Below are 24,731 nucleotides of genomic sequence, written 5' to 3'. Positions count from 1 at the left end.
TATTATCGACAAGTTAATGCGTAAACTTAGGAACCGCCGTATACCGAACGGTACGTACGGTGGTGTGGGAGGTCGGCTACTCAATTAATGGGTAGTCTCCTACCCGATTGAGAGGTTTTCAACCTTGCGTTCAGTGAAACCATAGATTAATCTAGGCGTATATATTTTCAGACAAAGATTGTCAAGATGAAGGAGGATACCAGGTTATGAGTGCTCACGAAATTGATTATGTAATTAAGGGTGAAGAAATCCAATGTGTGGAGGTCCAGTTGGATCCCGGTGAGAGTGTAATAGCTGAAGCAGGGAGCTTCATGATGATGGACCCGGAAATTACAATGGAGACGATCTTTGGGGATGGCAGCGGGGCTTCACGCGGAGGCGGACTGATGGGCAAGCTGATGGGCGCGGGCAAGCGGCTGCTTACAGGAGAAAGCCTGTTCATGACTGTATTCACACATGCAGGGTCTTACGGACGCAAAGCTGTAACCTTTGCAGCACCGTATCCCGGCAAAATCATTCCGCTTGATCTGCAGCAATACGGCGGTAAAATAATCTGTCAAAAGGATTCCTTCCTCTGTGCGGCTAAAGGTGTATCCATAGGAATCGAATTCCAGCGCAAGCTGGGCGCAGGGTTCTTCGGCGGCGAGGGCTTCATCATGCAGAAGCTGGAGGGTGACGGCCTTTCCTTCGTGCATTCCGGCGGTTATGTTCTAGAAAGAACACTGCAGCCCGGGGAGACCATTAAGCTGGATACAGGCTGTCTTGTAGCCATGACCTCATCCGTAGACTATAACATTGAAATGGTAAAAGGAATAAAGACGGCGGTATTCGGCGGTGAGGGGTTATTCTTCGCAACGCTGCGCGGACCGGGCAAGGTCTGGGTACAATCCCTGCCGTTTAGCCGGATGGCCGATCGTATTCTGTCAGCTGCCGGTAGTTCGGGCCGGAAAGAGGAAGGCAGTATTCTCGGAGGGCTAGGCAATCTGCTGGATGGCAGATAATTGAATCGTTATTGTCGAAGCCGTTGCACCGGGGTATCGGTGGGCGGCTTTTTTTAAAATATAAGAAAGTATAAGTTTTCAGTATACTTTGCTTATATTTCTACGAGAAACGGATACCTGAAAGCGATACGGAGTATCGCTGCTTCGGAAGCATAGGCTCCCATTAAGGACGGCAAAGCCGTTTCTTCTTGGTGAAAAAATGTAAGTTAAGTGCAAGTTTCAGAAATAGCTGCATAAGTTTACATATTAATGATGGGAATATAAAACCTAAGGGGGGAAGGGTATGGATCTGCTAACGATTATAAAAGCAATTATTCTAGGCATTGTCGAAGGATTAACTGAATTTGCTCCGGTATCCTCCACGGGTCATATGATTATTGTGGATGACATGTGGCTGAGGTCACAGGATTTTCTCGGAAAATACACAGCAAATACTTTCAAAGTAGTGATTCAGCTTGGATCCATTTTAGCCGTGGTGATAATTTTTCGGAATCGATTCATTGATTTGCTAGGCTTGAAACGTTTCAGTCGCAAGCAACTTCAAGTAGAAGCTGAGGGAAAACCCTCTGTAGAGACTAAGGGCCGTCTAAAGCTGGCACAGGTGATTGTTGGATTAATACCCGCAGGTTTGCTGGGATTACTATTCGAGAACTACATAGATGAGCATTTATTTTCTACCTCAACCGTACTGATTGGTCTGGTTATAGGCGCTCTGTTTATGATTGCCGCAGATTTGTTCGCACCGAAGAAGATAACGGTACAAAGTGTCGATCAAATTACATACAGACAGGCATTGACAGTGGGCTTTATCCAATGCTTCTCGCTATGGCCCGGCTTCTCCCGCTCGGGTTCTACCATTTCCGGAGGTGTGCTGCTTGGAATGAGTCATCGTGCCGCTGCGGATTTCACCTTTATCATGGCAGTTCCGATTATGGCAGGGGCAAGCCTGATCTCCTTGATCAAGAACTGGCAGTACTTTACAGTGGAAGCTCTACCATTCTTTATCGCCGGGTTTATCAGTGCTTTTGTGTTCGCGCTGCTGTCGATGCGCTTTTTCCTGAAGCTAATTAATAAAATTAAACTGCTTCCTTTCGCCATATACCGAATTGTGCTTGCCGGGGTCTTATATCTGGTGATATTTTAAAATATAGACTGCAAAATTTTGACATGCGCTGCTTGGTGAAGGACGTAACTACGGTGAATGTTTGGACTTCCGGTCGCTGTTGTCCCCAGATTATTGAATGATATCGCTTCCTGCGGTATAAATCCGGGTACAGCTTATGCTTTCGAAGCTAGCTTTCCTACGGAAAGCTTTCGGGCGGTCGCTAACGGACAGAGAAGACCTTATTTGAGTAAAATTGGAATATTAGGGAGTTTAATGGACACCAGGGACGCTATTGAGCAGTTTTCTTCCCAAAAGAGGCTGTTTTTAATTGAATAGTGTCTCCTGAGTCCGCATCATGTTTCGCATAGCCTTTAAGACTTAAATAGCGGCTATACAGTCCGCAGCGCAGAGGTGTGAAATGGAAATAGTTAGTACATCTTATTTAAGTATAAGTATTCATTATAATAAGTATTCCATATAATCTATTGCGGTTTACTTGGATTTAAAGTAACATAAACTTTAGATTGATAACCCGATGTAAAATTTAATAACGGAAACAGGTGCTTGCCGGAAGATTAGTAGTTCCGGTTAGCTTAATAGGGAAGTTCGGTGTAATGCCGACGCGGTCCCGCCACTGTAACGGAAGAGTTCTTAGCAACGATTGTCACTGGCAGATTACTACTGCCGGGAAGACTGCTTAAGGATGTTGACGCCGATAGCCAGGAGACCTGCCTGTTTCGACAGCACTGCTTTACCTACGGGAGATAGGGAGGTGTTAGACGCTATTCATCAGAATATCATGGGCGTCTTTCCCTTAAGCTTTTTTAGGGAAAGACGCCCTTTTTGTTTCTTGAGTTGAAGTTATGAACGTTAAATTTCCGGTACTTTGATCTAAAAAAAGACTAAAAGGAGCGCTACATATGACGCATAAAGTTAAATTAAGCAATCTCGGCTACCCAAGAATTGGCAAAAATCGGGAATGGAAGCAGTTACTAGAGGCTTTCTGGTCCCGCAGCATAAGTGAGGAAAGTTTTCGGGCTGAAATGGCTTCTATACAGCTGGGACACTTGCGGACCCAACAAGAAGCCGGGATTGAACTCATTCCGGTTAATGATTTTACTTTCTATGACCATATGTTAGATACTGCTGTAATGTTCGGCATTATACCAGATCGGTATGATTATAAGGGTGGAGCAGTTGATCTAGATCTATATTTTGCAATGGCCCGCGGTAATGAACGTGCAACGGCTTGTGAAATGACAAAATGGTTCAACACTAATTACCATTACATTGTCCCTGAGATTGGTGAGCAACAGCCGCAATTAACAGAGAACAAACCGCTAGCTGCCTACCGCTTCGCCAAATCTCAAGCGGGTATTGAAGGCAAGCCGGTCATTGTTGGACTTTACACCTTTTTGAAGCTTTCTAAAGGCTTTCCGTCCTCGAAGTTGGCTGAGATTGCCGATCGCTTCCTGCCTGTCTACATTCAGCTTCTGAAAGAACTGGAAGAGGAAGGCGTATCGTGGGTACAAATGGATGAACCTGCGATAGTAACCGGACTAGCTTCTGGAGATATCGTTCTGCTGAAGCGCCTTTATCAATCGATTGCAGACGCTGTACCGGGATTGAAGATTATGCTGCAGACGTATTTCGAAGCGGCCGAGCCGCTGCAAGAATTGCTTCAATTGCCGGTTGCCGGTCTCGGTCTGGACTTTGTGCATGACGGAGGGGGGAATTTAGAGTCGATCAGCCGCCTCGGTTGGCCTACGGACAAATGGCTGGGTGCGGGTATTATCGATGGACGCAACATCTGGCGCTCTGATCTGGACGCGAAGCTTAAATTGGTTGAGAAGCTAACGGCTTTTGTGGGCCTAGATCACTTAATTCTACAGCCTTCCAGCAGTCTGCTTCATGTGCCTGTTACCGTTCAGGGAGAGGATAAGCTGAAGGGAGTTGTAAAACAGGCATTGGCTTTTGCTGACGAGAAGTTGGCAGAATTAAGCCTTATAGGGGCAGCGATTGTGAATGATCAGGTGGAATCGGTTGCCGCCGCACTTCAAGCCAGCCGTGAAGCCTTGGCGGCATTCCGGGCCTTACCGGAACGTGGACTCCAGGATGTAGCGGAACAGGTCCGCGGTCTGACGGATCTTCCGGACAGACGTACGGTTCCATTTGCAGAAAGAGTGCACATCCAGCAGCAGAAATGGCAGCTGCCGTTGCTTCCAACTACAACTATCGGTAGTTTCCCGCAAACGCCAGAGGTAAGACAAGCCCGTTTGAAATGGCGCAAGGGTGTATGGAAGCAGGATCGCTATGACCTATTCATTCGGGAACAGATTGAGGCTGCCATTGCCTTCCAAGAGAAGCTGGGTCTGGATGTATTGGTCCACGGGGAATTTGAACGGACGGATATGGTGGAGTTCTTTGGGGAAAAGCTGGGTGGATATCTGTTCACCCGTAATGGCTGGGTTCAATCGTACGGCTCCCGTTGTGTGAAGCCCCCTGTGATCTATGCCGACGTTGCTTTTATTGAGCCTATGACGGTAAAAGAAAGCGTATATGCTCAATCGCTAACGAAGCTGCCGGTTAAAGGTATGCTCACAGGACCTGTTACCATCCTGAATTGGTCCTTCGTTCGAGATGATCTAAGCCGTGAAGAGGTAGCGAATCAGATTGCATTAGCACTGCGCCAAGAAGTTCAAGCGCTCGAAAATGCTGGTATAGAGATGATTCAAGTGGATGAACCGGCAATTCGTGAAGGACTACCCCTTAAAGCCAGGGATCATCAGAACTATTTGGACTGGGCAGTAAAGGCGTTTCGTATTTCTACTAACCACGTTAAAGACACAACACAAATCCATACGCATATGTGCTATGCCGAATTCAATGACATGATTGATTCAATCTCTGCCATGGATGCAGATGTCATCTCGATTGAAACTTCCCGCAGCCATGGGGAATTAATCGTAAGCTTCGAAGAGCAGGCGTATGATAAAGGCATCGGTCTGGGTGTGTATGATATTCACAGTCCCCGGATACCAACCGTTGAGGAAATGACCTCTAATATTGACCGAGCGCTTCTCGCACTCAAGCCGGAGCAGTTCTGGATTAATCCGGATTGCGGACTTAAGACTCGCGGCTGGGAGGAGACGGAGGGGGCACTCCGTAATATGGTGGAGGCCGCTGCTATAGCAAGAGAAAAGAAAAAGGCGGTTCGTATTTAGTACTTGATAATAGTTCTCACTCTTGATAAGATGGATAAAGATTAGAAGGATTCTTCTTAAAAACAAGTCTTTTGCCATGAGGGTTCACCTCCCTGCAGTGAATGGACAGCATAAATAAATAACCGTTGAACAAGGTGGAGCTTGTTCAATCGAGAATACCCTCATTCATTATGAATCGAGGGTATTTTTCATGTGAGCCAGTGCAACCTTCCAACTACTGGGAACGTCTAATAATCAATGGCCGGAATTAATATAAATAACAGAGATATTCCGGCAGTGTGGAATGGTATTTATTCATGTTGGCTAGTTATTCCAGCTAAGGAGGAAAAGTAATGAAAAAGTGGGGTCTGTATTGTATTTGGTTATTAGTACTGATGATTACATTGACGGGGTGCGGTTCTGGCAACAATAATTCTGCCAATAGTGCATCAAATTCTGCTGCTGCGCCAATGGAAGATTCCAAAGCATCTACGGAAGCAACCGCAGATCAAGCGTCCTCATCCGAAGAAGCTCCTGTAAGTGCTGCTAAAGAAGATTCAGACGGGGGCAGCAGCCAAGATTCAAATACCTCTACGACTACTGCAATTGAGGTAAATGATACAAGTGTAGGCTTTACCGGAAATGACGTAGTCGCAGGGTTGAATAAGAAATTGATTTACCGCGCAAATCTTACAATGGAAGTCAAAGATTATGCTAAGGCGCAAAGTGAAGTGCGAAATATGATCACTTTAGCGCAAGGCTATATTATCGGCTTTACGGAGAATATGTCCAAGGCTGAGCAGGGAGGTACCTTCATTCTAAAGGTTCCAGCTTCCGGCTTCTCCTCCTTTCTGAACAATCTGGAGAAGGTTAAGAACGAATCTCTACAAAGAAATATTGAGGGCCAAGACGTATCGGAAGAGTATGTGGATCTGGGGTCTCGTCTTAAAGCAAAACAGCTTATGGAAGCCCAATATATCGAATTTATGAAAAAAGCTACGAAATCTAACGATCTGGTCGCATTTGCGAATGAACTTGGCTCCATTCAGGAGTCCATCGAACAAATTAAAGGCAGAATGCGTTATATTGATCAGAATGTGTCCTTCTCAACCGTAGAATTACGCCTGTATCAAACAGATGAGGTTATCGCGCTGCAGAAAGAGAAAGAGCAAGGGCCTCTACTCGATCGGGCCTCCGATGCGCTTAACGGCAGTTTGAAAGTCATCTCCACTATGTTTCAGTGGCTTGTAATTATATTGGCGGCAGCCCTGCCGATCTTACTTGCTGGAATTGTAATATTAGCTATAGTGCTCTGGTATCGTAAAACTGGACGAAACCGTCAGCGTCCTTTGAAGGAGCAGAACCGGAACGTTTCTGTGACTAATCGAGTTCAAGCGAAGGAGCAGCCAGATGCAGATGATAAACTGTAAGGGTTAATCGGCTGAACACCAAAATCAGTGCTTGTTAGGTGACGAGAAGGACAGAAATCCGTTACGCCCAATAGAACGTTTTGGCGAACACCTACAAACCACACCCGAGAAACTACTTTCTACTCTCATACACAAACTTCTTGATCCTACCGAAAACTCGGAGGTAGTCAGAGGAATAGATGTATTTTATACACTTATTTCTAGCATTTGGCGCTGTGATGTATGGATAGATGTACTTTGTGCAACTAAAAACACGAATAGGTCGGATAAACCCCGGAATACCCAAAAATAAGTGTATAAAGTGCAATTAAACATCCTAAAGTGTGCTAAGGGAGAAAGATAAGTGTACATTGTGCAACTATATATATATGGAAACCCATGTAGGTAGACGATTTACCTTATTTGTCGGTGATACACTCTATTTCGCCGAAGGACTGGTCTGCAACCCGGATTCGGCTACCTGTAAGGCGTAGTCGCCTCAAACCCGGTGAACCATCAGGCGAAGTTAGATCGAAATCGTTCCCGGCACAGTGATGTAGACGGAATGTCAAGCTCTGATTTCGAGAAAGAGCCGGTTAATCCTCTGAATTAATACTATCGGTAACTAAAAAGGGAATCTAGCAGTCTAATTTAAGACTGCTGGATTCCCTTAATTTATGGGTCTAATCTTTAAACCTACTGGAAGAGAGTACGATACTCTCCATACCCTGCGGTCTCCAGTTCTTCCTTGGAGACAAAACGAAGTGCGGCGGAGTTGATGCAGTAGCGAAGACCATTCTCATCTGGGCCATCATTGAATACATGGCCAAGATGGGAATCCGCTACTTTACTGCGTACCTCCGTGCGGATCATCAAATGGCTGGTGTCGTTTTTTTCTTTGACGGAATAATCACGGATCGGCCGGGTAAAGCTTGGCCAGCCACAGCCGGAATCATATTTATCCAATGAACTGAACAGCGGCTCGCCTGATACAATATCTACATAGATGCCATCCCCGTGATGATCCCAGAAATCGTTACGGAAAGGGGATTCCGTGGCATTGTTCTGTGTGACTTCATATTGCAGCGGAGTGAGTCGCTTTTTCAAGCTTTCCTTGTCTTCTTGATGTGACCAGTGGCTCTCAATAAAGGAATCCCGGCCGGAGCCTTTACGGTATCGTTTGTAATGACCCGGATTTTTATGATGATATCCTTGGTGATATTCCTCTGCACGATAAAACGTTGTCGCCGGCAGAATTGGAGTTACGATTGGTTTATCGAAGCGGCCGCTCTCCTGCAGTTCCGCCTTAGAAGCCAGTGCCTGCTGTTCCTGCTCTTCACTATGTGTGAAAATTGCTGTTCCATAAGAAGTCCCGCGGTCATAGAACTGACCCCCCTCATCCGTAGGATCAATTTGCTGCCAGAAGAGCTCCAACAACTTCTTGTAAGGGAATATTTCACGGTTGAAGGTAATTTGTACCGCCTCCACATGCCCTGTGGTTTCAGAGCATACCTCTTCGTAGGTAGGATTTACTGTATGTCCACCCGTATAACCGGAGACTACCTCTATAATGCCGGGAAGCTCCTCAAACGGGGATACCATGCACCAAAAACATCCACCCGCGAATGTTGCTTTTTCGGTCCGGATTTCTCGTTTATCCGTATGATTATCAATCATTGATATCCCTCCGATAACAAAATGCAATTAAATAGATCACAATTTAATTATAATTCAAATAAATCCAGTACGCAAAACTATCCAGGAAAGTCCGAGAACGGAAATATAGATCACTATAGCAGCTACAGCACTCAGCGGATGTTGAAAAAGATTGTCTCCCAGAAAAGAAAATAACGCGATACCCGGAATTTTGCCTATAGCTGTAGCAAGAAGAAAGCTTCCGAAGGGCAGGCCGGCTGCACCGGCATAAATGTTAACCGCTGCCTGAGGGATTATCGGTATTAGCCGTGCTAATACGACGGAAGCGAAAGGCCGCTTCTCCACAGCTGTAGTAAACTTATCAAGAGCCGGTGTGGAGGTGAGATACCTCTTTGCACTTCCCTTAAATAAATATTTAACACAAACGAACATTAGAGCCGCGGCAAATGTTGTGGCCCCCCAGCAAAGTGCGGCGCCGCCAACACTGCCATATACATATCCAAACAAGCCTATGACTACTTTATATGGGACGACTGGAAACAGAGCCAGCAAAGTAGCTGCCAAAAAAGTTAAGACCAAGCTTTGATCCTGTCTCATCCAGTCAAGTATGGATTCTCTGTAAATAAACGCGGCGCCCATCCCCGACACATACAGGATAGCTAGCAACCATTTTCTCATCTTAATATTGCCCCTTAGGAGTATTTCACTTCATCATACTGAAAAAAAGCGAACAATAGAAGCAAAGATCATTTCTCGACAATGCTTCGACAAGGTATAATATCGAGAAGAGTGAAGACGTGATACATAATCACAGGCTACGAGGTGATGGTTATAATGAAGGATCAACAACGAAAAAGAATTGCCCTGATTGGACTTGGAGACATTGCCCGAAAGGTATACCTGCCGCTGCTGTCGCGTCACAATGAAGCGGAGGTAGTGGGTGTGCTTAGCCATTCACCTGCAACGGTTCAGGGTACAGTGAACTCCTACCGCTTTCCCAAGGGTACCACTAATTTGGACGAGCTGTTGTCCTGGGATTTAGATGCAGTGTTTGTGCATAGCCCAACGCCTACCCATTTTGACATTGTTTCGAAATGCCTGAATCATGGCGTTGCTGTTTATGTTGATAAACCATTGTCCTATCAACTGGACGAATCTAAACGTTTAGCGGAGCTTGCGCAGGAAAAAGAACTTCTTCTGGCAGTTGGATTCAACCGACGTTTTGCCCCTATGTATGCAGCTGCCAAAGCTTGGCTGGAGAAAAACGGCGGAATTAGCCATTGCAGCGCAATTAAACACCGTACCAAGCTGCAAAAGGGTAGCAGTCATGAGACGGTGCATGATGACTTGATCCACATGCTCGATTTGCTCTTATGGTTGTGTGGTGGAGATTACGAGTTGCTTCGGGGCAATCTACGGAGCAATGAAGAGGGACGTCTGCTGCAAGCGTCTGGCATGCTAGGCTGGGAGAATGGTGCCATTGGGATGTACAGCATGATTCGTGAGGCTGGAGCCGATCTGGAGAAGCTGGAGCTGCATGGAAACGGAAGATCAGTTGAGGTAGTCGATATGGAACGCGCTGTATTGTATGAGCAGGGTGCTCTTCCGCGTAATCAGGGCTTTGGCAGCTGGGATACCATTCTAGAGCGAAGAGGATTCAGCGGCGTAGTGGACCATTTTCTAAAAAACATACATACACCGGAGCAATGCGGGATTTCCGCAGCTGAAGTACTGCCTAGTCATATACTTGCTGCGGAGCTTACGGACTGAAGGAGGGGAGACAACATGGACGATTACCATAAATCAATGGAAGAAAAGATTGTAGAAAGCTACAAACGGGATGAGGAAATGATGATTCTTGTTTTTGCGCAGTGGTGCGTAAATAATAGTCTGGATCCGGAAGCATTATATCTACAAGCTTATCCGCAGCAGGCCGGTAACGAGCCACTTCGCAAAGCGTTGGAATTGACGGTTTCCGAGGAAGAGGCAGGATTTATTTCTGATGATACTGTTCTCGGTGTACTTTCGCTTTACAACAATGATGACTTAGCTTATGTGGTTACAGAAGCTATTTCACAGAGGGTCTCGGCACAGGAAAAAGGGGATTGACAGCAAGGATATAATAGATAAGTAGATGAACTTTTTTTTGGTAAACGATGTTCAATAGGTTTAAAATGTGTTAAAATTATATATACTAACTAAATGTAAGTTTTCACTTAGTGAGAGGTGAGAAAAATGGAAGAACATCATGTGAGCACGATGTGTCCCAGATTTGAAACGGCCTTCTCCTTTTTAGGCAAACGATGGAATGGCCTTATTATTCAGACGTTGATGAGCGGACCGAAGCGGTTTAAAGACATTTCCGGTCTAATCCCCACGATGAGTGATAAGATGCTGTCTGAGCGGATGAAGGATTTGGAAAGTGAAGGTATTCTAGTTCGTCATGTGTATCCTGAGACACCGGTACGCATTGAATATGAATTGACAGACAAAGGCCGCGCACTGGAACCTGTTATGAAGCAAATTCAATCCTGGGCAGAATCCTGGGTGAAGTAATTCTCATCAGCAGCAGCTGCAGGTAAACCTCTTCCCCTTCAAGGGAAGAGGCTTTTTTAATATAAGAAAGTATAAGTTTTTAGGGCTCTATCTCAAAATTAGGGGTTGACCTAGAGTCTTGTCGAACCAAAAAGAGAGAACCCGTGCGTAAACCGGACAGAGAAAACCTTATTGGAGCAAAACCGGACGATTTGGAATTTTTACGGACACCAGGGACGCTACCTGAGCAGTTTTCTTTCCAAAAGAGGCTGTTTTTGATTGAATAGCGTCTCCTGAGTCCGCTTGGGATTCGCATGACCTTTTGAGACTTAAATAGCGGCTATACAGTTCGCATAGAGGTGTAGGGTATTTCGTCAACCACTAATTTTGGTTTAGAACCGTTTTTAGTATACTTTCTTATATTTCTACGAGAAACGGATACCTGAAAGCGATACGGAGTATCGCTGCTTCGGAAGCATAGGCTCCCGTTGAGGGCGGTGAAGCTGTTTCTTTTTGAATTTTATTAATTAAAAACTTGCACTTCATCGGCTGGTATGTAATATAATAGAAAAAACCGTCACTCTGCCCGCAGTGGAAGCGCTTACTAATTTGGGTTTTGCCAAGCAAAACTTTCAGGAGGCGAGGAAGATGAGAACGACCCTGTTTTCCCGGGAGATTAAGTATGGAAAAAAGGATGCTGCCGAGTTGGAGGAGGCTTCCGTCAAAGTCCAGTTAATTTACGACAAGGCGCTGCATATGCTTCACAGCCATCTTCCGGATTTTTTATGGGATGCCTGGATTGGAGTTCCTTACGAGTTCATTTCATCCCTATACAAAGGTGATAACGATAGCGGGACTGTATTTCAGAAATGGATACAAGGTCCGTCTGGCTGGAAATGTATCGGCTGTGAGCGGCATTGCTTGGAATCAAACGACTTCTATCAGGATAATGACAAACTACTTAATCAGCGTGCATACAAATTTCATAACGGTAGAAGACAAAGTATGATGCTGCAGGCCACCATATGGTCCATCTTTGAGAAAACGTTGTTGTTTCATCCTTTCCTGGGTGGAGAAACCTTGTTTGATGGTGAAGAATTGGAGACGATTGCATCTTATTTTGTACCCACTTATATTAGCGATGTACGCTTTAGAGAGCTTTCCAAACCGTTTAAAGAGTATAACGGCAACAATATACGCGTGTATCAGGAATGGATCTCCGCTCCACATCTGGTTCTTCAGTGGGAGGGCGGCTTGACTGAAGGAAGATGGATGACAGGTGTATATGTGAACCAAGCCCAATTTTCTGGTTTGGGTCCTTATTTAAAAGATTCTGAGGGTAAGCGGACATATATGGAAGCCTTTGTTCAATAAAGAGATTTAATTTCAGTGATTATAATCACAAGGGGGTATTCCTTTCAGGGGTAAGGTGGAGAGGTAGAAGAAAACCTGATCCAACAACCTAAGGAGGAACCTTAATGGCTACCAAATTACCTTTTTTTAATAATGAAGCAATGGTGAGAGATATCGTACTGCAGTTTCCTAAATCTGCTGATTATTTCAAAGCGAACAAGATTGACTTCTGCTGTGGCGGTGCCAAACCACTAGGCGAAGCAGTTAGTGAGCGCGGATTGGACCCGGAAGCTGTAATTGGCGATTTGTATAAATTGCTGGAAGAATATCCGGTACTTGAAGAAGACATGGTATGGAACTCGGCACCTTCTGATGAGCTTATATCCCATATTGTGAACAAGCATCACCGTTTCCTGCGTGAAGAGTTACCCTTGATCGGGCAAAATGTAACCAAGGTGTTCCGTGTTCATGGTGAGGATTCCCCCCACTTGGCAGAACTGTATACGCTGTTTAACACACTCAAAGAAGAACTCTTTCAACATACAGCCAAAGAAGAAGAGAGTGAATTTCCGAAGATTCTTAGCTATATAGCCAATCCTAATGAAGCAGCGCTGGCAGAACTTCGTGAGGCTCTTCATGATCTAGAAGATGAGCATGATGCAGCGGGGGATATTTTGAAGCAGATGCGTCTAATTACCAATGACTTCACTCCACCGGGCCACGCTTGCACAACCTATCGTTTAACCTATGCACGGCTTGAAGAGTTGGAAGGCATGACTTTTGAACATGTTCATTTAGAAAATAATATATTGTTCCCTAGATACCAATAATTACAGCAATTTAATAGGAGTCCCTGCTAACAGGGGCTCTCTTTTTTGATCCTACGACCGTTTTTTTCAGGTGCCCGCAAGGATTATTTGAGAAGGAGGCTTGCTTGCGTTATCCTTATAGTAGATATTATTCTTTAGACGGGATAAGGCGGTGCGGGTAAATGTCCACGAAGCTTTTGTGGCGCGGATTGCTAGGGTTAATTATTATGATGTCAGCAGGCGGATGCTCAACGATCTTAGACACTAAAGTGGAAGGCAGCTATACAGAGGCAACTGTTAACGGTCCTCTTCTATCCTTCTATGTGGGCGACAGTGAGTTCAACGGAAGTGGAAACAAACAGCTCAGCGGTGCCTACAAGAAAGGCATTACTCTGCGGGAGTTGCTAAGGAATAGCGGGATCGTTGTATTTGCTGAGGATGGGAAGAGTATACTTTCGGTAAGTGATGTCTCCCTAGATCCGCAGTTGAAGTGGGAACTTAAGGTTGGCGATGAACCACTCGGCTATGAGGATTGGGATCATGCTGTAGATCGAACGGATCATATTAAATTAATAGCTATGCCTAAGGGCAATATGGAGTCCGTTGAATCTGTAATTTTGTTTTTAAATGGGGCAAGCGATCACCCGGAGATGACACAATCGTATGTATTACGATTTATAGCGGATTCCTCTGTTAGGAGTTTATTGAAGAACAGCGGCTTGGTGCAGCTCTCCGAAAATAATAAGAATATCCTAATGGTTAATGAATATTCACCTCTATCGGATGAAGTCTGGAGGGTCAAGGTTAATGGCAAGCTGCTAATGGAGAACGGTTTGGATATGAAGCTTCGTCCTCAGGATGAAGTGGAGATTGTTCTAAATTTACGATAATCATTAAAATAATAAATGCCAGATTTCCGAAATTACTGGGGAATCTGGCTATTTGTGTTTTAGAAAATATATAGTATTTTTTGTCACGAAATGATGTGAAAACATTCACAACTATTGTGATTGTAATCACAATGACCCTTCAAATTTTAAACGATAATACCAATATAAGAGTTTACACAGAAGCTTTAAGGAGGCACTTTATAATGGCAGATAAGAGAGAACAGTTAGTATTGGTCGGCAACGGTATGGCAGGTATTGGCACCATTGAGCAGATTTTAAAGCTTGGCGGTACTTATGATATAACCGTCTTCGGAAGTGAGCCACACCCTAACTATAACCGGATCATGCTGTCATACGTTCTTGAAGGTAGTAAAACAGTGGATGATATTATTTTGAATGATTTAAATTGGTATAAGGACAACAACATTACCTTACACACTGGAATGACTGTAACTCACATTGATGAAACCCATAAACAGGTTATAACAGATTCTGGTATGGCGGTTTCTTACGATAAAGTAATTATTGCAACGGGCTCTAACTCCTTTATCCTACCTGTTCCTGGATGTGATAAAGAAGGCGTTGTAGGCTTCCGTGATATCGCAGATTGTGATGCTATGCTGGAAGCGGCCAAGCTGTATAAGAAGGCTGCTGTTATAGGCGGCGGGTTGCTTGGTCTTGAAGCTGCCAAAGGTCTCGTTAACCTGGGAATGGACGTAACGGTTGTTCATTTGATGGAAGATTTGATGGAGCGTCAGCTTGATCGCAACGCATCCTCGATGCTGCAGTCAGAACTTACGCGTCAAGGTGTGAAGTTTGCAATGGGCAAACAAACAGTTGAATTGACAGGGACTCAGCGGGTAAACGGATTGCGTTTCAGTGATGGAAGTGAGCTTGAAGCCGATTTTGTTGTGATGGCTGTTGGAATTAAGCCGAATATAGCGGTAGCTAAAGACAGTAATATTACAGTCAATCGTGGGATTGTTGTTAATGATTATCTGCAAACCTCGATGGACAATGTGTATTCCGTTGGTGAATGTACGGAACACCGCGGAGTATGTTACGGATTGGTTGCTCCGCTTTTTGAGCAGGGAATAGTATTAGCTAAACATCTATGCGGAGTGGACACGAAGCCGTATGAAGGCTCTGTGATGTCCACGAAATTAAAAATATCAGGTGTCGATGTATTCTCAGCCGGTGAGTTCATGGAAACCTCTGAACATACGGTGATCTCGGCCAAGGATGATTGGAAGAAAACGTACAAGAAAGTATTGCTCAAAAATAACATCATCGTCGGAGCGGTCTTGTTCGGGGATGTAACCGAATCAGCCAGTCTGCAAAAGCTTGTTAAGCAAGGATCGGAAATGACGGATGAAATCTATGCAGAAGTTATGGGTACCGGCTGCTGTGGTGGCGGTGAAGCCAAGAAAGGGATGTCCGTAGAAGCCATGTCAGATGAAGAAATCGTCTGCGGCTGCAACGGTGTAACCAAAAAGGCAATTGTAGATGCTGTAACCGAGAATGGTTTTACAACAGTGGACGAAATTAAAGCCTGCACCGGAGCTACACGCTCTTGCGGGGGTTGTAAACCGGTTGTAGAACAAATTCTTCAATTCGTACTTGGTGACAGCTTTCAGCAAGGTGCGAAACAGGGGATTTGCAGTTGTACTTCATTAAGCCGTGATGAGATCGTGGCTGAGATTACAGCAAAAGGATTAAAAACAACCAAAGAAGTGATGAACGTACTGGGCTGGAAACAAGAGGAAGGTTGCTCTAAATGCCGCCCGGCGGTCAACTACTATCTGGGCATGATTTACCCGGACACTCATGAAGATGAGAAGGAATCACGTTTTGTGAATGAGCGCATGGGCGCTAATATTCAGAAAGACGGCACCTTTACGGTTGTACCGCGGATGTATGGCGGTGTAACAACACCTGAAGACTTGATGAAGATTGCTGAAGTATCTCTGAAGTATGATGTAAAGGTTGTTAAGGTTACCGGGGGTCAACGTCTGGATCTGATCGGCGTGAAGAAAGAGGATGTTCCGAAAGTATGGGAAGAGCTGGATATGCCATCTGGTTATGCTTATGCCAAATCCCTTCGTACGGTTAAGACTTGTGTAGGGTCGCAGTTCTGCCGCTTCGGTACTCAAGATTCGATGGGTATGGGTGCTCTTATGGAGCGCAAATATGAGCGTCTTGATTTCCCTGCTAAATTTAAAATGGCTGTTAACGGCTGTCCTCGTAACTGTGCAGAATCTTGCACGAAGGATATCGGTATCGTCGGCAATGACGGCGGTTGGGAAGTATTTATCGGAGGTAACGGCGGAATCAAACCGCGGATCGCGGACTCCTTCTGCAAAGTGAAAACGGATGATGAACTCGTTGAAGTATGCTCCGCTGTGATGCAATACTACCGCGAAACCGGGAATTACCTGGAAAGAACCTCTGAGTGGGTGGAGCGTATGGGGCTGGAGAGCATTCAGACGGCCATTTTGGAAAATGAAGCGAACCGTAAAGAATTGGCTGCGCGGATTGATTTTGCATTAGCTCAGGTTACTGATCCTTGGAAAAAAATGCTGAATGATGAGAATACACGCACGGCATTGTTTGAGGATACCCGAGTTTAACTGAAAGCTACCCAAAAGGAGAGAAAACGATGGAATTGACAAAGCAAAAGTATGCGGTAGGCACTGTGCAGGACTTTCTGATGCAGATCGGGCGTGTAGTGATTGCCGGTAATGTAGAGCTGGCCATATTTCGCACCTCAGACGGAGCTGTCTATGCGTTAGAGAATTCTAGTCCGCACCCTAAAGGCGGCCCTCTGGCAGAGGGAATGGTCTCCGGATACTACTTGTACGATCCGCTGTATGATTGGAAAATTGATCTTCGGACAGGTGAAGTCCAAGCTCCGGATCACGGAAAAGTAGTAACTTACCCTGTTACAATAGATGGGGAATTGGTGACGGTTAGCATATAATTATATAAAGAGATGACGGGGTGGAATATGTTTACTCAAAGTGTAGAGAACATCGTAGAAGCAGCAGTCAGTAAACGGGACAAAATGAACGAAAGCTGGTCCAGGTATTTCCTTGCGGCTCTGCTTGCAGGGGCTTATGTAGGCATTGGTATTATTCTTATCTTCTCATTAGGGGCACCACTGGCAGCTGCCAAATCACCTTTTCAACCGCTTGTAATGGGTACATCCTTCGGTATCGCACTGACCCTTGTAATCTTTGCAGGCTCGGAGCTGTTTACTGGAAATAACATGTTCTTTACCGTAAGTACGCTTTCGGGGAGAACAAGTATCTCGGATACTCTTAAGAACTGGGTCCTTGTGTTCATCGGTAACGTTGGAGGTGCTGTGATTCTTGCCCTTTTAATTCGGGGTACCGGATTGTTCAGTGCGGCGCCACCAGAGCACTTAATCTTTGCAGCATCCGCTAAAAAAATGAGCCTTCCATTCTCGGAGCTGTTCTTCCGCGGCATTCTCTGTAACTGGCTGGTATGCTTGGCGATTTGGATGTCCTCCCGTGCTAAGAGTGAAGCAGCCAAGCTCATATTGATCTGGTGGTGTCTGTTCGCCTTTATCGCCAGCGGATATGAGCATAGCGTAGCTAATATGACACTTCTTAGTGTAGCTCTTGTGCTCCCGAATCATCCAGAAACCATTACGTTTGCAGGGTGGCTGCACAATATGATCCCTGTAACATTAGGTAATATGATTGGCGGCGCAGTGTTCGTGGGTATGGCTTACTGGCTGATCTCACCCGTGCGTGGTATTCAGAAACCTTTAATTTCAGCAAACCATCAAAACAAAAACAAGGTGCTGTCCCATAAGTAGGTATTTTTGACGAATGAGATAACTTTTTGTACTTCAAAGCCTTAAATGCTAAAAAGCGAGCCAGTCTCCGGGTTATTGGAGACTGGCTCGCTTTCGTTTTTGATCTGTAGTGGATTGCTTGAATTAGGCTCTAGATACCGGGTATACGCATGTGATCTTCCTTCATTAGCATGAAGGTGTCATCTGAATCGGACGCGATTGGCATTCGCTTTGGAACGGTTTCCGCTGAAAGTAGCGGAGAGGACGGAACGATTGTGGAAAAGCGGTAGCGTTCGCCCGAAAGTTTTCCAAAGGAAAACTAGCATCGAAAGCATAAGCTGTGTCCGGATTTTCACCGCTAAGGGGAATAATTAAAATCTGGACACAACAGCGATTGTAGCAACGGTCCGTTCGCGGAGCGTCATCGCAAGCACAACCGTCTATCCGACGGATATGAACATAGAAAAGAAGACGCCAGTATCCGGACGCCTTTGACCACTCTATTTTATGAATCGAACAATAACTGGGCCATATATGTTTCAATGAGGAGAATAGAGGGTAATGTTAAAAGGAAATTAAATACGGCAAATTTCGTTCGGACACAATTCGCAATGGCAAATATCTTGAAGCATGCCTAGGTCCTTAATAACAATCATACCGTTCTCATATTCAACCGCATCTTTCTTACGAAGATCGCTAAGCATCCGGTTAACGCTCTCACGGGTAGCCCCGATCATATTGGATAAGTCGGTATGCGTTATTTTTTTGTTAATCAGTATGTTCTCGCCGCTCTTCTCACCATACGTATTGCCCAATCGGATCAATGTAGAGCAGAGAGCTCCCGGCTTACCATACATCATCAAATCACGGAATTTGGTTTGTGTCAGACGGTGGTGGATACCCATCCATTTCATGAAGTCAATGGCAAAGTCGCAATGCTGGCAGATCAGAATCTCCAGATCTTTTTGCTCGATAACACCAACTTCGCTTTCCTCGATTACTTCCGCAGTGAAGCTGTGCTTCGTACTGAAGAACGGGTCAGCTTGGCCTACCATATCGCCGGATTGATACATATACAGAATTAATTCTTTACCTTCGTCTGTTGATTTGGTTAATTTCACACGTCCACGTTTGATATAAAACAATTTATCCGAAAAGTCGCCTTCCCAGAACAGGTGTGAACCTTCCGGTACCATGCGCTCTTTCATTGTGACTAGAAGTCTGTTAAAGTTCTGTTCGGAGAAACAGTTTGTATTTCCGCGGGCTTCGATAACATTATAATGTTCCTTCATAATCGACATCCCCTTTATTCCCTCATTTTTTAGTAAATTTTAAATTAATTATACCTTGGAATTCCTCTTAATGGGTAAAAAATTTGCGTAAAAAGTGTCGAATTTTTAACATTGTGATTATTTTCACTTCAAAGGTGTGAGATTTAATATGATTTCTCGTAAATTAGGTGTAGAGAGAGTTTATCTTCATACATTAACAGCTGGAGACCAACATTCACAGAGAATGGTTTCCAGCTTCTTTTTTTATGTTCAGTTATTGCAACTCCGTATAAATAGACATAAACGGATGATTTCAGCACATTGGCTACTTCTAGCTCTAGAGCTATCCTTGGGAGTGAGCAGAACCCAAGACGAAGGAGAAATCATACATGGCTAAAGTAGCGGACAAATATTTAAAAGTAGATCCGTGGGCAATTATTGAAGAGGGCTTTGATCCGGAACGGAACCGAACCTCAGAATCTATTTTTTCACTTGGAAATGAGTATATGGGTGTACGGGGATATGCTGAAGAAGGGTATAGCGGTGATATGCTGCTCGGCAGTTATTTCAATGGTCTTAATGAACAATTGGATATCGGCAAACATTATAAAGGCATTATTACTTCGCTTCGTTACATGGTGAATTCTGTAGATTGGCTATACACGCGAATTTCATTAGAGGGGGAAACGTTGGATCTGGCCCGCAGTAAGATTTCGGATTATACCCGGCGGCTTGATTTCCAGAAGGGGACGTATCAGAGGGAACTGGTCTGGCATCTAGAAAGTGGTAAAAGCCTTCATGTTACCTTTACTCGACTGGTCAGTATGACCATGACCCATTTAGGTCTACAGCAGGTAACGTTCAAGCCGCTTAACTTCTCAGGAAATATCGAAGTGTGCTCCGGTCTGGATTTTGGAATTATTCACGAGGAGCGGGGCGAGAATATGTGGAATGGCCTCCGCAGCAGTGAATCCGATGAAGTAACAGCCATTATGGCAAGCACAGTGAACACAGGAAACAAGCTGTTCTCCGCCTTCACCCTGCAAGCTCCTCAGACATTGAATACCACTCGGGTAGAAAGGGATAAATTTATCGGACAAAGCTTCAGCATGGAGCTGACCCAAGGCGAGTCGACACACTTTACTAAACTTGCTGTCAATTGTTCCGATACGGATTCCTCCAAGTCGGCAGACGAGCTGTGGCAGGAAGGGATGAAGTTGGCCTCAACAACCGGGAAGCTGGAGGCATCCGTTGTTTTTGCGGATCAGGCATCCTATTGGAGGAGCATATGGGAGACCAGCGATATTCACATCGAAGGAGATCCTGAGAACCAGCAGGGCATCCGTTTTTGTATCTTTCAGCTCTATCAGACCTACCACGGAGATCATCCGGGTTTCAACATTAGCGCTAAAGGGCTGACAGGTGAAGTGTACCGCGGTTTGGCCTTTTGGGATACGGAATCCTATTGCCTTCCCTTCTATATGTTCAACAATCCCAAAGCGGCGAAAAGCCTATTAGAGTTCCGGTACAAAACTCTTTCCCAAGCTATGCAGCGTGCGATAGAGGTGGATTGCGAAGGTGCTTGTTATCCTATCGCTACTATAGATGGAACCGAAAGCTGTGATCTATGGCAGCACTCCAACTTACAGCTGCACGTAGGCACGGCTGTCTCCTACGGAATATGGCACTATGTTAACATCACTGGAGATCGGGACTTCTTGTTCAGTAAAGGTGTGGAAATGTTGATCCAGATCAGCCGTTTCTATGCTACACGCGGTCAATGGGGTCAACGGAGCGGGGAGTACGGCTACTACGGTGTTATGGGCCCGGATGAGTTCCAATTGATGGTTAATAACAATTGCTATATCAATCTGATGGCCAAAAAGTCATTTGAATATACGCTGGATAGTATTCGGGAGATGAAGCTAGCAGCACCAGAAGCCTTTGCCGAGCTTACAACTAAAACCGGCCTAGAAGAACAAGAATTGGAAGACTGGAGTGATAAAGCAGCACGAATGCGCATACCGCAGGATCCGGAAAGCGGTGTATATGAAGAACATGATGGATTTTTTGATATGCCGCATATGGACATTCACTCTATTCCGGTTACGGAATTCCCGCTGTACTCGAATTGGTCCTATGACCGATTGTATCGTTACGACATGATCAAGCAACCGGATGTATTAATGTTCATGTTCTTATACAGCGGACAGTTCTCTAAGGAATCCAAGCTTGCCAACTATGAATATTACGAGCCGAGATGCATCCATGAGTCCTCTTTATCGCCTTCTATTCATTCGATACTGGCAGCGGAAATCGGCAAGCCTGATGAAGCTTATAAGTTCTTTGAGTTCGCAACCCGGCTGGATCTGGATAATTACAACCGCAACACGCGTGAAGGCCTTCATACCACATCGATTGCAGCCGCTTGGATGAATATTGTGTATGGCTTTGGAGGCATGCGCTCGGACGGTTCAGTACTTTCGTTCCAGCCCTCTCTGCCGGAGCAATGGACATCTTACAGCTTCCAAGTCCTATACGAGGGAGTATTACTGCAAGTGGAAGTAGCTCAGAACCAAGTATGTCTTAAAGCTGTATCAGGCGGAAGTACAGAAGTCTTAGTATATGGACAAAAGGTTCTTGTTAATGCTGCCGGAGCGGAACTTGTATTGGGTGAGGGGATGGCAGTCTATTGAACTGGACAGTGGAGGAGTCGGGGTTCGATCTTGCACGTGTAACGACGAACGGTAACAAGTTTATGATCGGGAACGGATATATGGGCTATCGCGGCACACTTGAGGAATTTGGTAAGGAGGAGCTGGTTGCCGTCACCTTGGCAGGTTTGTATGACAAAGCCGGTCAACAGTGGCGTGAGCCTGTCAATGCCCCAAATGGGTTATTCACAACCTTACTATGCGATGGAGAACCTCTGACTGTGATTGAACAGGAGGTGGTGTCGCACAGACAGGAGCTTGATATACGCAGTGCCATTCACCGCCGGGAGACGGTTTACAAAAGGCTTGACGGAGGCACAGTTACGTATACGGCAGATCGTTTTGCCAGCATGGATAATCTTCATCTATTGGTGAGCAAATTAACTTTGTGTGCAACCCGTGATTGTGCCGTAGTTATTCGAACAGGAATTGACGATGACGTCTGGGATATTAACGGGCCCCATCTGAATGACCAGCAGGGAAATTTAATGGATAATGTTCTGATATCCACAGCTATAACGGGGGAACTTAAGGTTCCGGTGGCTGTAGCGGAACTGGCCGTGTTCGGTTTTGGGGAACAGAGCTTCGATGTGTCTTCTCTCCTTCGTCATCTCACTTTTAATGCACAGGCGGGAGTCACTTATACTTGGTATAAGTATGTGTCCGTTTTTAGCGGTTTGGACGGTACAGAGCCTCCCGTTAATGAGGCGATAACAACGGTTAACGCTGCTGTAAATATAGGTTATGAAGTCCTACTCGGGGCCCACCAACGGAAATGGGAAGACAAGTGGTCTCGATCCGATGTCATTATTGAAGGGGATCAGGAAGCCCAGTTCGCTTTAAGATACAGTATTTATCAGTTGTTGATTATAGCCCCTACTCATTCGGAAAAGGTGTCCATTCCGGCAAGGGGATTGTCCGGGCAAGTCTATAAGGGTGCAGTGTTCTGGGATACGGAGATGTTCATACTTCCTTTTTTCCTGCACAGTGACCCTGCTACTGCCCGGAATTTGATGATGTACCGGGTTCATACCTTGGAAGGTGCAAAGCGTAAAGCTGCCGAATATGGATTTTTGGGTGCTTTTTACGCTTGGGAAAGCCAGGATACAGGTGATGATGCCTGCACCTTGTTTAATGTTAATGATGTCTTCACCGGACGACCCATGCGTACTTACTTTCGTGACAAACAGGTTCATATCAGCGCCGATGTGGTGCATGGTATATGGCAGTATGTACAATTCACAGGTGACTACAGTCTTTTGACGGACGGCGGGGCAGAAGTGATATGGGAATGTGCTAGATTCTTTTATTCCTATGCGTATTACAATCCTGTAAAAGGCCGCTATGAGATCTTGGATGTGACCGGGCCTGACGAATACCATGAGCGGGTGAATAATAATGCCTTTACGAACGCTTTGGTAAAAGAAACGCTCGAGATTGCTTTACAAGCAGCCGATTATCTCAGAACAAATCACCTGTCAGCGTTTGAAACTTTGAATGATACCTTCAAAGAGGGACCATTCCTGCCGGAATTTCAGGAGATGCTGGAGCATTTCTATGTTCCGCAGCCTAACGCTGAGAGCCTTGTGATTGAGCAGTTTGACCGCTATTTTACTCTGGAAGAGGTTGATCTGACTAATCTGAAATCTCGCGTCCTGAACAAACATGAGTATTGGGGCGGCGGGAATGGACTCGCTACGACCACAACGATTCTGAAGCAAGCTGACGTCGTGCTCATGCTGAACCTCTTCAAACATTCCTTCACGCAAGAAGTTAAAAAAGCGAATTGGGAATTTTATGAGCCTCGTACCGAGCATGGCTCCAGCCTTAGTCCATGTATATATGCATTGGTTGCCGCAGATATTGGGGCTCCCGATTGGGGCTACCCTTATTTTATGCGAACAGCCACGGTGGACTTAACAGGGGAGTCCAAGCAGTATGTAGGCGACCTATATATCGGAGGCACTCATCCGGCGGCGAATGGAGGGGCTTGGATGGCCGCTGTTCTGGGTTTTGCAGGACTGTATTTTAATGGGGAGGATGTTCACCTGAATCCCTCAATGCCTAAGCAATGGGAGTCCGTGGAGTTGCCTGTTGTTCTGCGGGGTGGAACCTACCGTCTACATGTCGGGCGTGATGAGATCACTATTCAGGCTTCCGCTGATAATCAGTCAGCCTTAAATTTTGTTGTATCTGGCGGACAAGGAGAAGTATGTCATCCAGGCGCACAGTTGCAGATCCGATATTCATAAACAGAGAGGAAATAAACATAATGTTGGAACATATGAAAGGCGCTATCTTCGATCTGGACGGTGTCATCGTGGATACCGCGAAATACCACTTTCTAGCTTGGCGCTCACTTGCTGAGGAACTTGGCTTCGAGTTTACAGAAGAGCACAATGAACGGCTAAAGGGCGTGAGCCGGATGAGGTCGCTGGATATTTTGCTGGAGATCGGTGGTGTTGAAATCTCCGAAGAGCAGAAGATTGCGATGGCAGAGAAGAAAAATCGTCGGTATATAGAATACATTTCGACACTTGACGAGTCAGAGCTACTGCCTGGTGTAAGAAAATACTTAACCGATCTTAGGGAGAATGGGATAGGTATAGCACTTGGGTCTGCGAGTAAAAATGCAGAATTCATACTTGATAAACTTAACATTACAGATTTATTTGATGTTGTTATTGATGGAAATAAGGTGTCTCTAGCCAAGCCGGATCCTGAGGTATTTCTTATGGCCTGTGCAGGGCTGAAGCTGCAACCGGAAGACTGTGTTGTGTTCGAGGATGCTGAAGCCGGTGTTCAAGCAGGAAAAGCTGCCGGAATGAAGGTTGTCGGCATTGGAAGTTCTGAGGTTCTAAAAGAGGCGGACAACGTTATTGCTGGGTTGCATGTATTGGGGTGAATTTGAATAACTATTTACTTCAGGTGACGGCCGTTAGGCCGTTGCCTTTTTTAAATA

General features: G+C 45.3%; 19 protein-coding genes and 1 riboswitch. Of the genes, 16 read left to right on the top strand and 3 right to left on the bottom strand.

The window, feature by feature from the left end; all coding sequences use genetic code 11:
- Window positions 1-206 precede the first annotated feature (206 nt).
- The 4 genes from J2T20_RS21905 (at window position 207) to J2T20_RS21890 (ending at window position 6,739) form a co-directional block, all read left to right on the top strand.
- Window positions 207-1,001, top strand: coding sequence for a TIGR00266 family protein (locus J2T20_RS21905; protein WP_307591535.1), 795 nt, complete (start codon window positions 207-209; stop codon window positions 999-1,001).
- Window positions 1,002-1,284: 283 nt separating this feature from the next.
- Window positions 1,285-2,145 carry an undecaprenyl-diphosphate phosphatase gene (locus tag J2T20_RS21900; protein ID WP_307591533.1) on the top strand — a complete coding sequence of 287 codons (861 nt, stop codon included), beginning with the start codon at window positions 1,285-1,287 and terminating at the stop codon, window positions 2,143-2,145.
- Window positions 2,146-2,647: 502 nt separating this feature from the next.
- Window positions 2,648-2,856: riboswitch (cobalamin riboswitch) on the top strand.
- Window positions 2,857-3,026: 170 nt separating this feature from the next.
- The gene (metE, locus tag J2T20_RS21895; RefSeq protein WP_307591531.1) at window positions 3,027-5,330 is read left to right on the top strand and encodes a 5-methyltetrahydropteroyltriglutamate--homocysteine S-methyltransferase; all 2,304 of its coding nucleotides are present in this window, start codon (window positions 3,027-3,029) and stop codon (window positions 5,328-5,330) included.
- Between the two features lie 332 nt (window positions 5,331-5,662).
- Window positions 5,663-6,739, top strand: a complete 1,077-nt coding sequence (locus J2T20_RS21890) for a DUF4349 domain-containing protein (protein WP_307591529.1) — start codon at window positions 5,663-5,665, stop codon at window positions 6,737-6,739.
- A 675-nt stretch (window positions 6,740-7,414) separates the two neighbouring features.
- Here J2T20_RS21890 and msrA read toward each other — a convergent pair.
- The gene (gene msrA, locus J2T20_RS21885) at window positions 7,415-8,395 is read right to left on the bottom strand and encodes a peptide-methionine (S)-S-oxide reductase MsrA (protein WP_307591527.1); all 981 of its coding nucleotides are present in this window, start codon (window positions 8,393-8,395) and stop codon (window positions 7,415-7,417) included.
- Window positions 8,396-8,449: 54 nt separating this feature from the next.
- Complete coding sequence (locus tag J2T20_RS21880; protein WP_307591525.1) at window positions 8,450-9,052, bottom strand: TVP38/TMEM64 family protein; 603 nt, start codon at window positions 9,050-9,052, stop codon at window positions 8,450-8,452.
- A 156-nt stretch (window positions 9,053-9,208) separates the two neighbouring features.
- Here J2T20_RS21880 and J2T20_RS21875 point away from each other — a divergent pair, with 156 nt between their 5' ends.
- From J2T20_RS21875 to J2T20_RS21835, 9 genes are all read left to right on the top strand, one after another.
- Entirely contained in the window at window positions 9,209-10,144 is a 936-nt protein-coding gene (locus J2T20_RS21875; protein ID WP_307591523.1) for a Gfo/Idh/MocA family protein, read from the top strand.
- 15 nt (window positions 10,145-10,159) lie between these two features.
- Window positions 10,160-10,483, top strand: a complete 324-nt coding sequence (locus J2T20_RS21870) for a hypothetical protein (protein ID WP_307591521.1) — start codon at window positions 10,160-10,162, stop codon at window positions 10,481-10,483.
- Between the two features lie 126 nt (window positions 10,484-10,609).
- Window positions 10,610-10,930 (top strand): winged helix-turn-helix transcriptional regulator, encoded by a 321-nt coding sequence (locus J2T20_RS21865; RefSeq protein WP_036657719.1) that lies wholly within the window; start codon window positions 10,610-10,612, stop codon window positions 10,928-10,930.
- 627 nt (window positions 10,931-11,557) lie between these two features.
- Complete coding sequence (locus J2T20_RS21860) at window positions 11,558-12,283, top strand: hypothetical protein (RefSeq protein WP_307591519.1); 726 nt, start codon at window positions 11,558-11,560, stop codon at window positions 12,281-12,283.
- Between the two features lie 104 nt (window positions 12,284-12,387).
- Window positions 12,388-13,092 carry an iron-sulfur cluster repair di-iron protein gene (gene ric / locus J2T20_RS21855; protein ID WP_307591517.1) on the top strand — a complete coding sequence of 235 codons (705 nt, stop codon included), beginning with the start codon at window positions 12,388-12,390 and terminating at the stop codon, window positions 13,090-13,092.
- A 161-nt stretch (window positions 13,093-13,253) separates the two neighbouring features.
- The gene (locus tag J2T20_RS21850) at window positions 13,254-13,961 is read left to right on the top strand and encodes a hypothetical protein (protein ID WP_307591515.1); all 708 of its coding nucleotides are present in this window, start codon (window positions 13,254-13,256) and stop codon (window positions 13,959-13,961) included.
- A 203-nt stretch (window positions 13,962-14,164) separates the two neighbouring features.
- Window positions 14,165-16,591, top strand: a complete 2,427-nt coding sequence (gene nirB, locus J2T20_RS21845; RefSeq protein WP_307591513.1) for a nitrite reductase large subunit NirB — start codon at window positions 14,165-14,167, stop codon at window positions 16,589-16,591.
- 29 nt (window positions 16,592-16,620) lie between these two features.
- Entirely contained in the window at window positions 16,621-16,941 is a 321-nt protein-coding gene (nirD, locus tag J2T20_RS21840; protein ID WP_307591511.1) for a nitrite reductase small subunit NirD, read from the top strand.
- A 27-nt stretch (window positions 16,942-16,968) separates the two neighbouring features.
- Complete coding sequence (locus tag J2T20_RS21835; protein ID WP_307591509.1) at window positions 16,969-17,805, top strand: formate/nitrite transporter family protein; 837 nt, start codon at window positions 16,969-16,971, stop codon at window positions 17,803-17,805.
- Between the two features lie 554 nt (window positions 17,806-18,359).
- On the opposite strand, the gene J2T20_RS21830 is transcribed toward J2T20_RS21835, so the two are convergent.
- Window positions 18,360-19,076 (bottom strand): Crp/Fnr family transcriptional regulator, encoded by a 717-nt coding sequence (locus tag J2T20_RS21830; protein WP_307591507.1) that lies wholly within the window; start codon window positions 19,074-19,076, stop codon window positions 18,360-18,362.
- A gap of 368 nt (window positions 19,077-19,444) precedes the next feature.
- Here J2T20_RS21830 and J2T20_RS21825 point away from each other — a divergent pair, with 368 nt between their 5' ends.
- Genes J2T20_RS21825 through pgmB form a run of 3 tightly spaced genes read left to right on the top strand, consistent with a single transcriptional unit; the run spans window position 19,445 to window position 24,674 of the window.
- Complete coding sequence (locus J2T20_RS21825) at window positions 19,445-21,751, top strand: glycoside hydrolase family 65 protein (protein WP_307591505.1); 2,307 nt, start codon at window positions 19,445-19,447, stop codon at window positions 21,749-21,751.
- On the top strand, window positions 21,748-24,021 hold the full coding sequence (locus tag J2T20_RS21820) for a glycosyl hydrolase family 65 protein (RefSeq protein WP_307591503.1): 2,274 nt from the start codon (window positions 21,748-21,750) through the stop codon (window positions 24,019-24,021). The genes J2T20_RS21825 and J2T20_RS21820 overlap by 4 nt, the downstream gene beginning before the upstream one ends.
- Window positions 24,022-24,041: 20 nt before the next feature.
- Entirely contained in the window at window positions 24,042-24,674 is a 633-nt protein-coding gene (gene pgmB, locus J2T20_RS21815; protein ID WP_307591501.1) for a beta-phosphoglucomutase, read from the top strand.
- Window positions 24,675-24,731 lie beyond the last annotated feature (57 nt).

The organism is Paenibacillus wynnii (assembly GCF_030812855.1).
Taxonomy (GTDB): Bacteria; Bacillota; Bacilli; order Paenibacillales; family Paenibacillaceae; genus Paenibacillus_AQ; species Paenibacillus_AQ wynnii_A.
This window is presented reverse-complemented; position numbering and strand designations above follow the sequence as displayed.

Excerpts from the sequence above, each read along its gene's own strand:
- J2T20_RS21905 (WP_307591535.1), top strand. The coding sequence starts at position 207 with ATGAGTGCTCACGAAATTGATTATGTAATTAAGGGTGAAGAAATCCAA.
- J2T20_RS21900 (WP_307591533.1), top strand. The coding sequence starts at position 1,285 with ATGGATCTGCTAACGATTATAAAAGCAATTATTCTAGGCATTGTCGAA.
- metE (WP_307591531.1), top strand. The coding sequence starts at position 3,027 with ATGACGCATAAAGTTAAATTAAGCAATCTCGGCTACCCAAGAATTGGC.
- J2T20_RS21890 (WP_307591529.1), top strand. The coding sequence starts at position 5,663 with ATGAAAAAGTGGGGTCTGTATTGTATTTGGTTATTAGTACTGATGATT.
- msrA (WP_307591527.1), bottom strand. The coding sequence starts at position 8,395 with ATGATTGATAATCATACGGATAAACGAGAAATCCGGACCGAAAAAGCA.
- J2T20_RS21880 (WP_307591525.1), bottom strand. The coding sequence starts at position 9,052 with ATGAGAAAATGGTTGCTAGCTATCCTGTATGTGTCGGGGATGGGCGCC.
- J2T20_RS21875 (WP_307591523.1), top strand. The coding sequence starts at position 9,209 with ATGAAGGATCAACAACGAAAAAGAATTGCCCTGATTGGACTTGGAGAC.
- J2T20_RS21870 (WP_307591521.1), top strand. The coding sequence starts at position 10,160 with ATGGACGATTACCATAAATCAATGGAAGAAAAGATTGTAGAAAGCTAC.
- J2T20_RS21865 (WP_036657719.1), top strand. The coding sequence starts at position 10,610 with ATGGAAGAACATCATGTGAGCACGATGTGTCCCAGATTTGAAACGGCC.
- J2T20_RS21860 (WP_307591519.1), top strand. The coding sequence starts at position 11,558 with ATGAGAACGACCCTGTTTTCCCGGGAGATTAAGTATGGAAAAAAGGAT.
- ric (WP_307591517.1), top strand. The coding sequence starts at position 12,388 with ATGGCTACCAAATTACCTTTTTTTAATAATGAAGCAATGGTGAGAGAT.
- J2T20_RS21850 (WP_307591515.1), top strand. The coding sequence starts at position 13,254 with ATGTCCACGAAGCTTTTGTGGCGCGGATTGCTAGGGTTAATTATTATG.
- nirB (WP_307591513.1), top strand. The coding sequence starts at position 14,165 with ATGGCAGATAAGAGAGAACAGTTAGTATTGGTCGGCAACGGTATGGCA.
- nirD (WP_307591511.1), top strand. The coding sequence starts at position 16,621 with ATGGAATTGACAAAGCAAAAGTATGCGGTAGGCACTGTGCAGGACTTT.
- J2T20_RS21835 (WP_307591509.1), top strand. The coding sequence starts at position 16,969 with ATGTTTACTCAAAGTGTAGAGAACATCGTAGAAGCAGCAGTCAGTAAA.
- J2T20_RS21830 (WP_307591507.1), bottom strand. The coding sequence starts at position 19,076 with ATGAAGGAACATTATAATGTTATCGAAGCCCGCGGAAATACAAACTGT.
- J2T20_RS21825 (WP_307591505.1), top strand. The coding sequence starts at position 19,445 with ATGGCTAAAGTAGCGGACAAATATTTAAAAGTAGATCCGTGGGCAATT.
- pgmB (WP_307591501.1), top strand. The coding sequence starts at position 24,042 with ATGTTGGAACATATGAAAGGCGCTATCTTCGATCTGGACGGTGTCATC.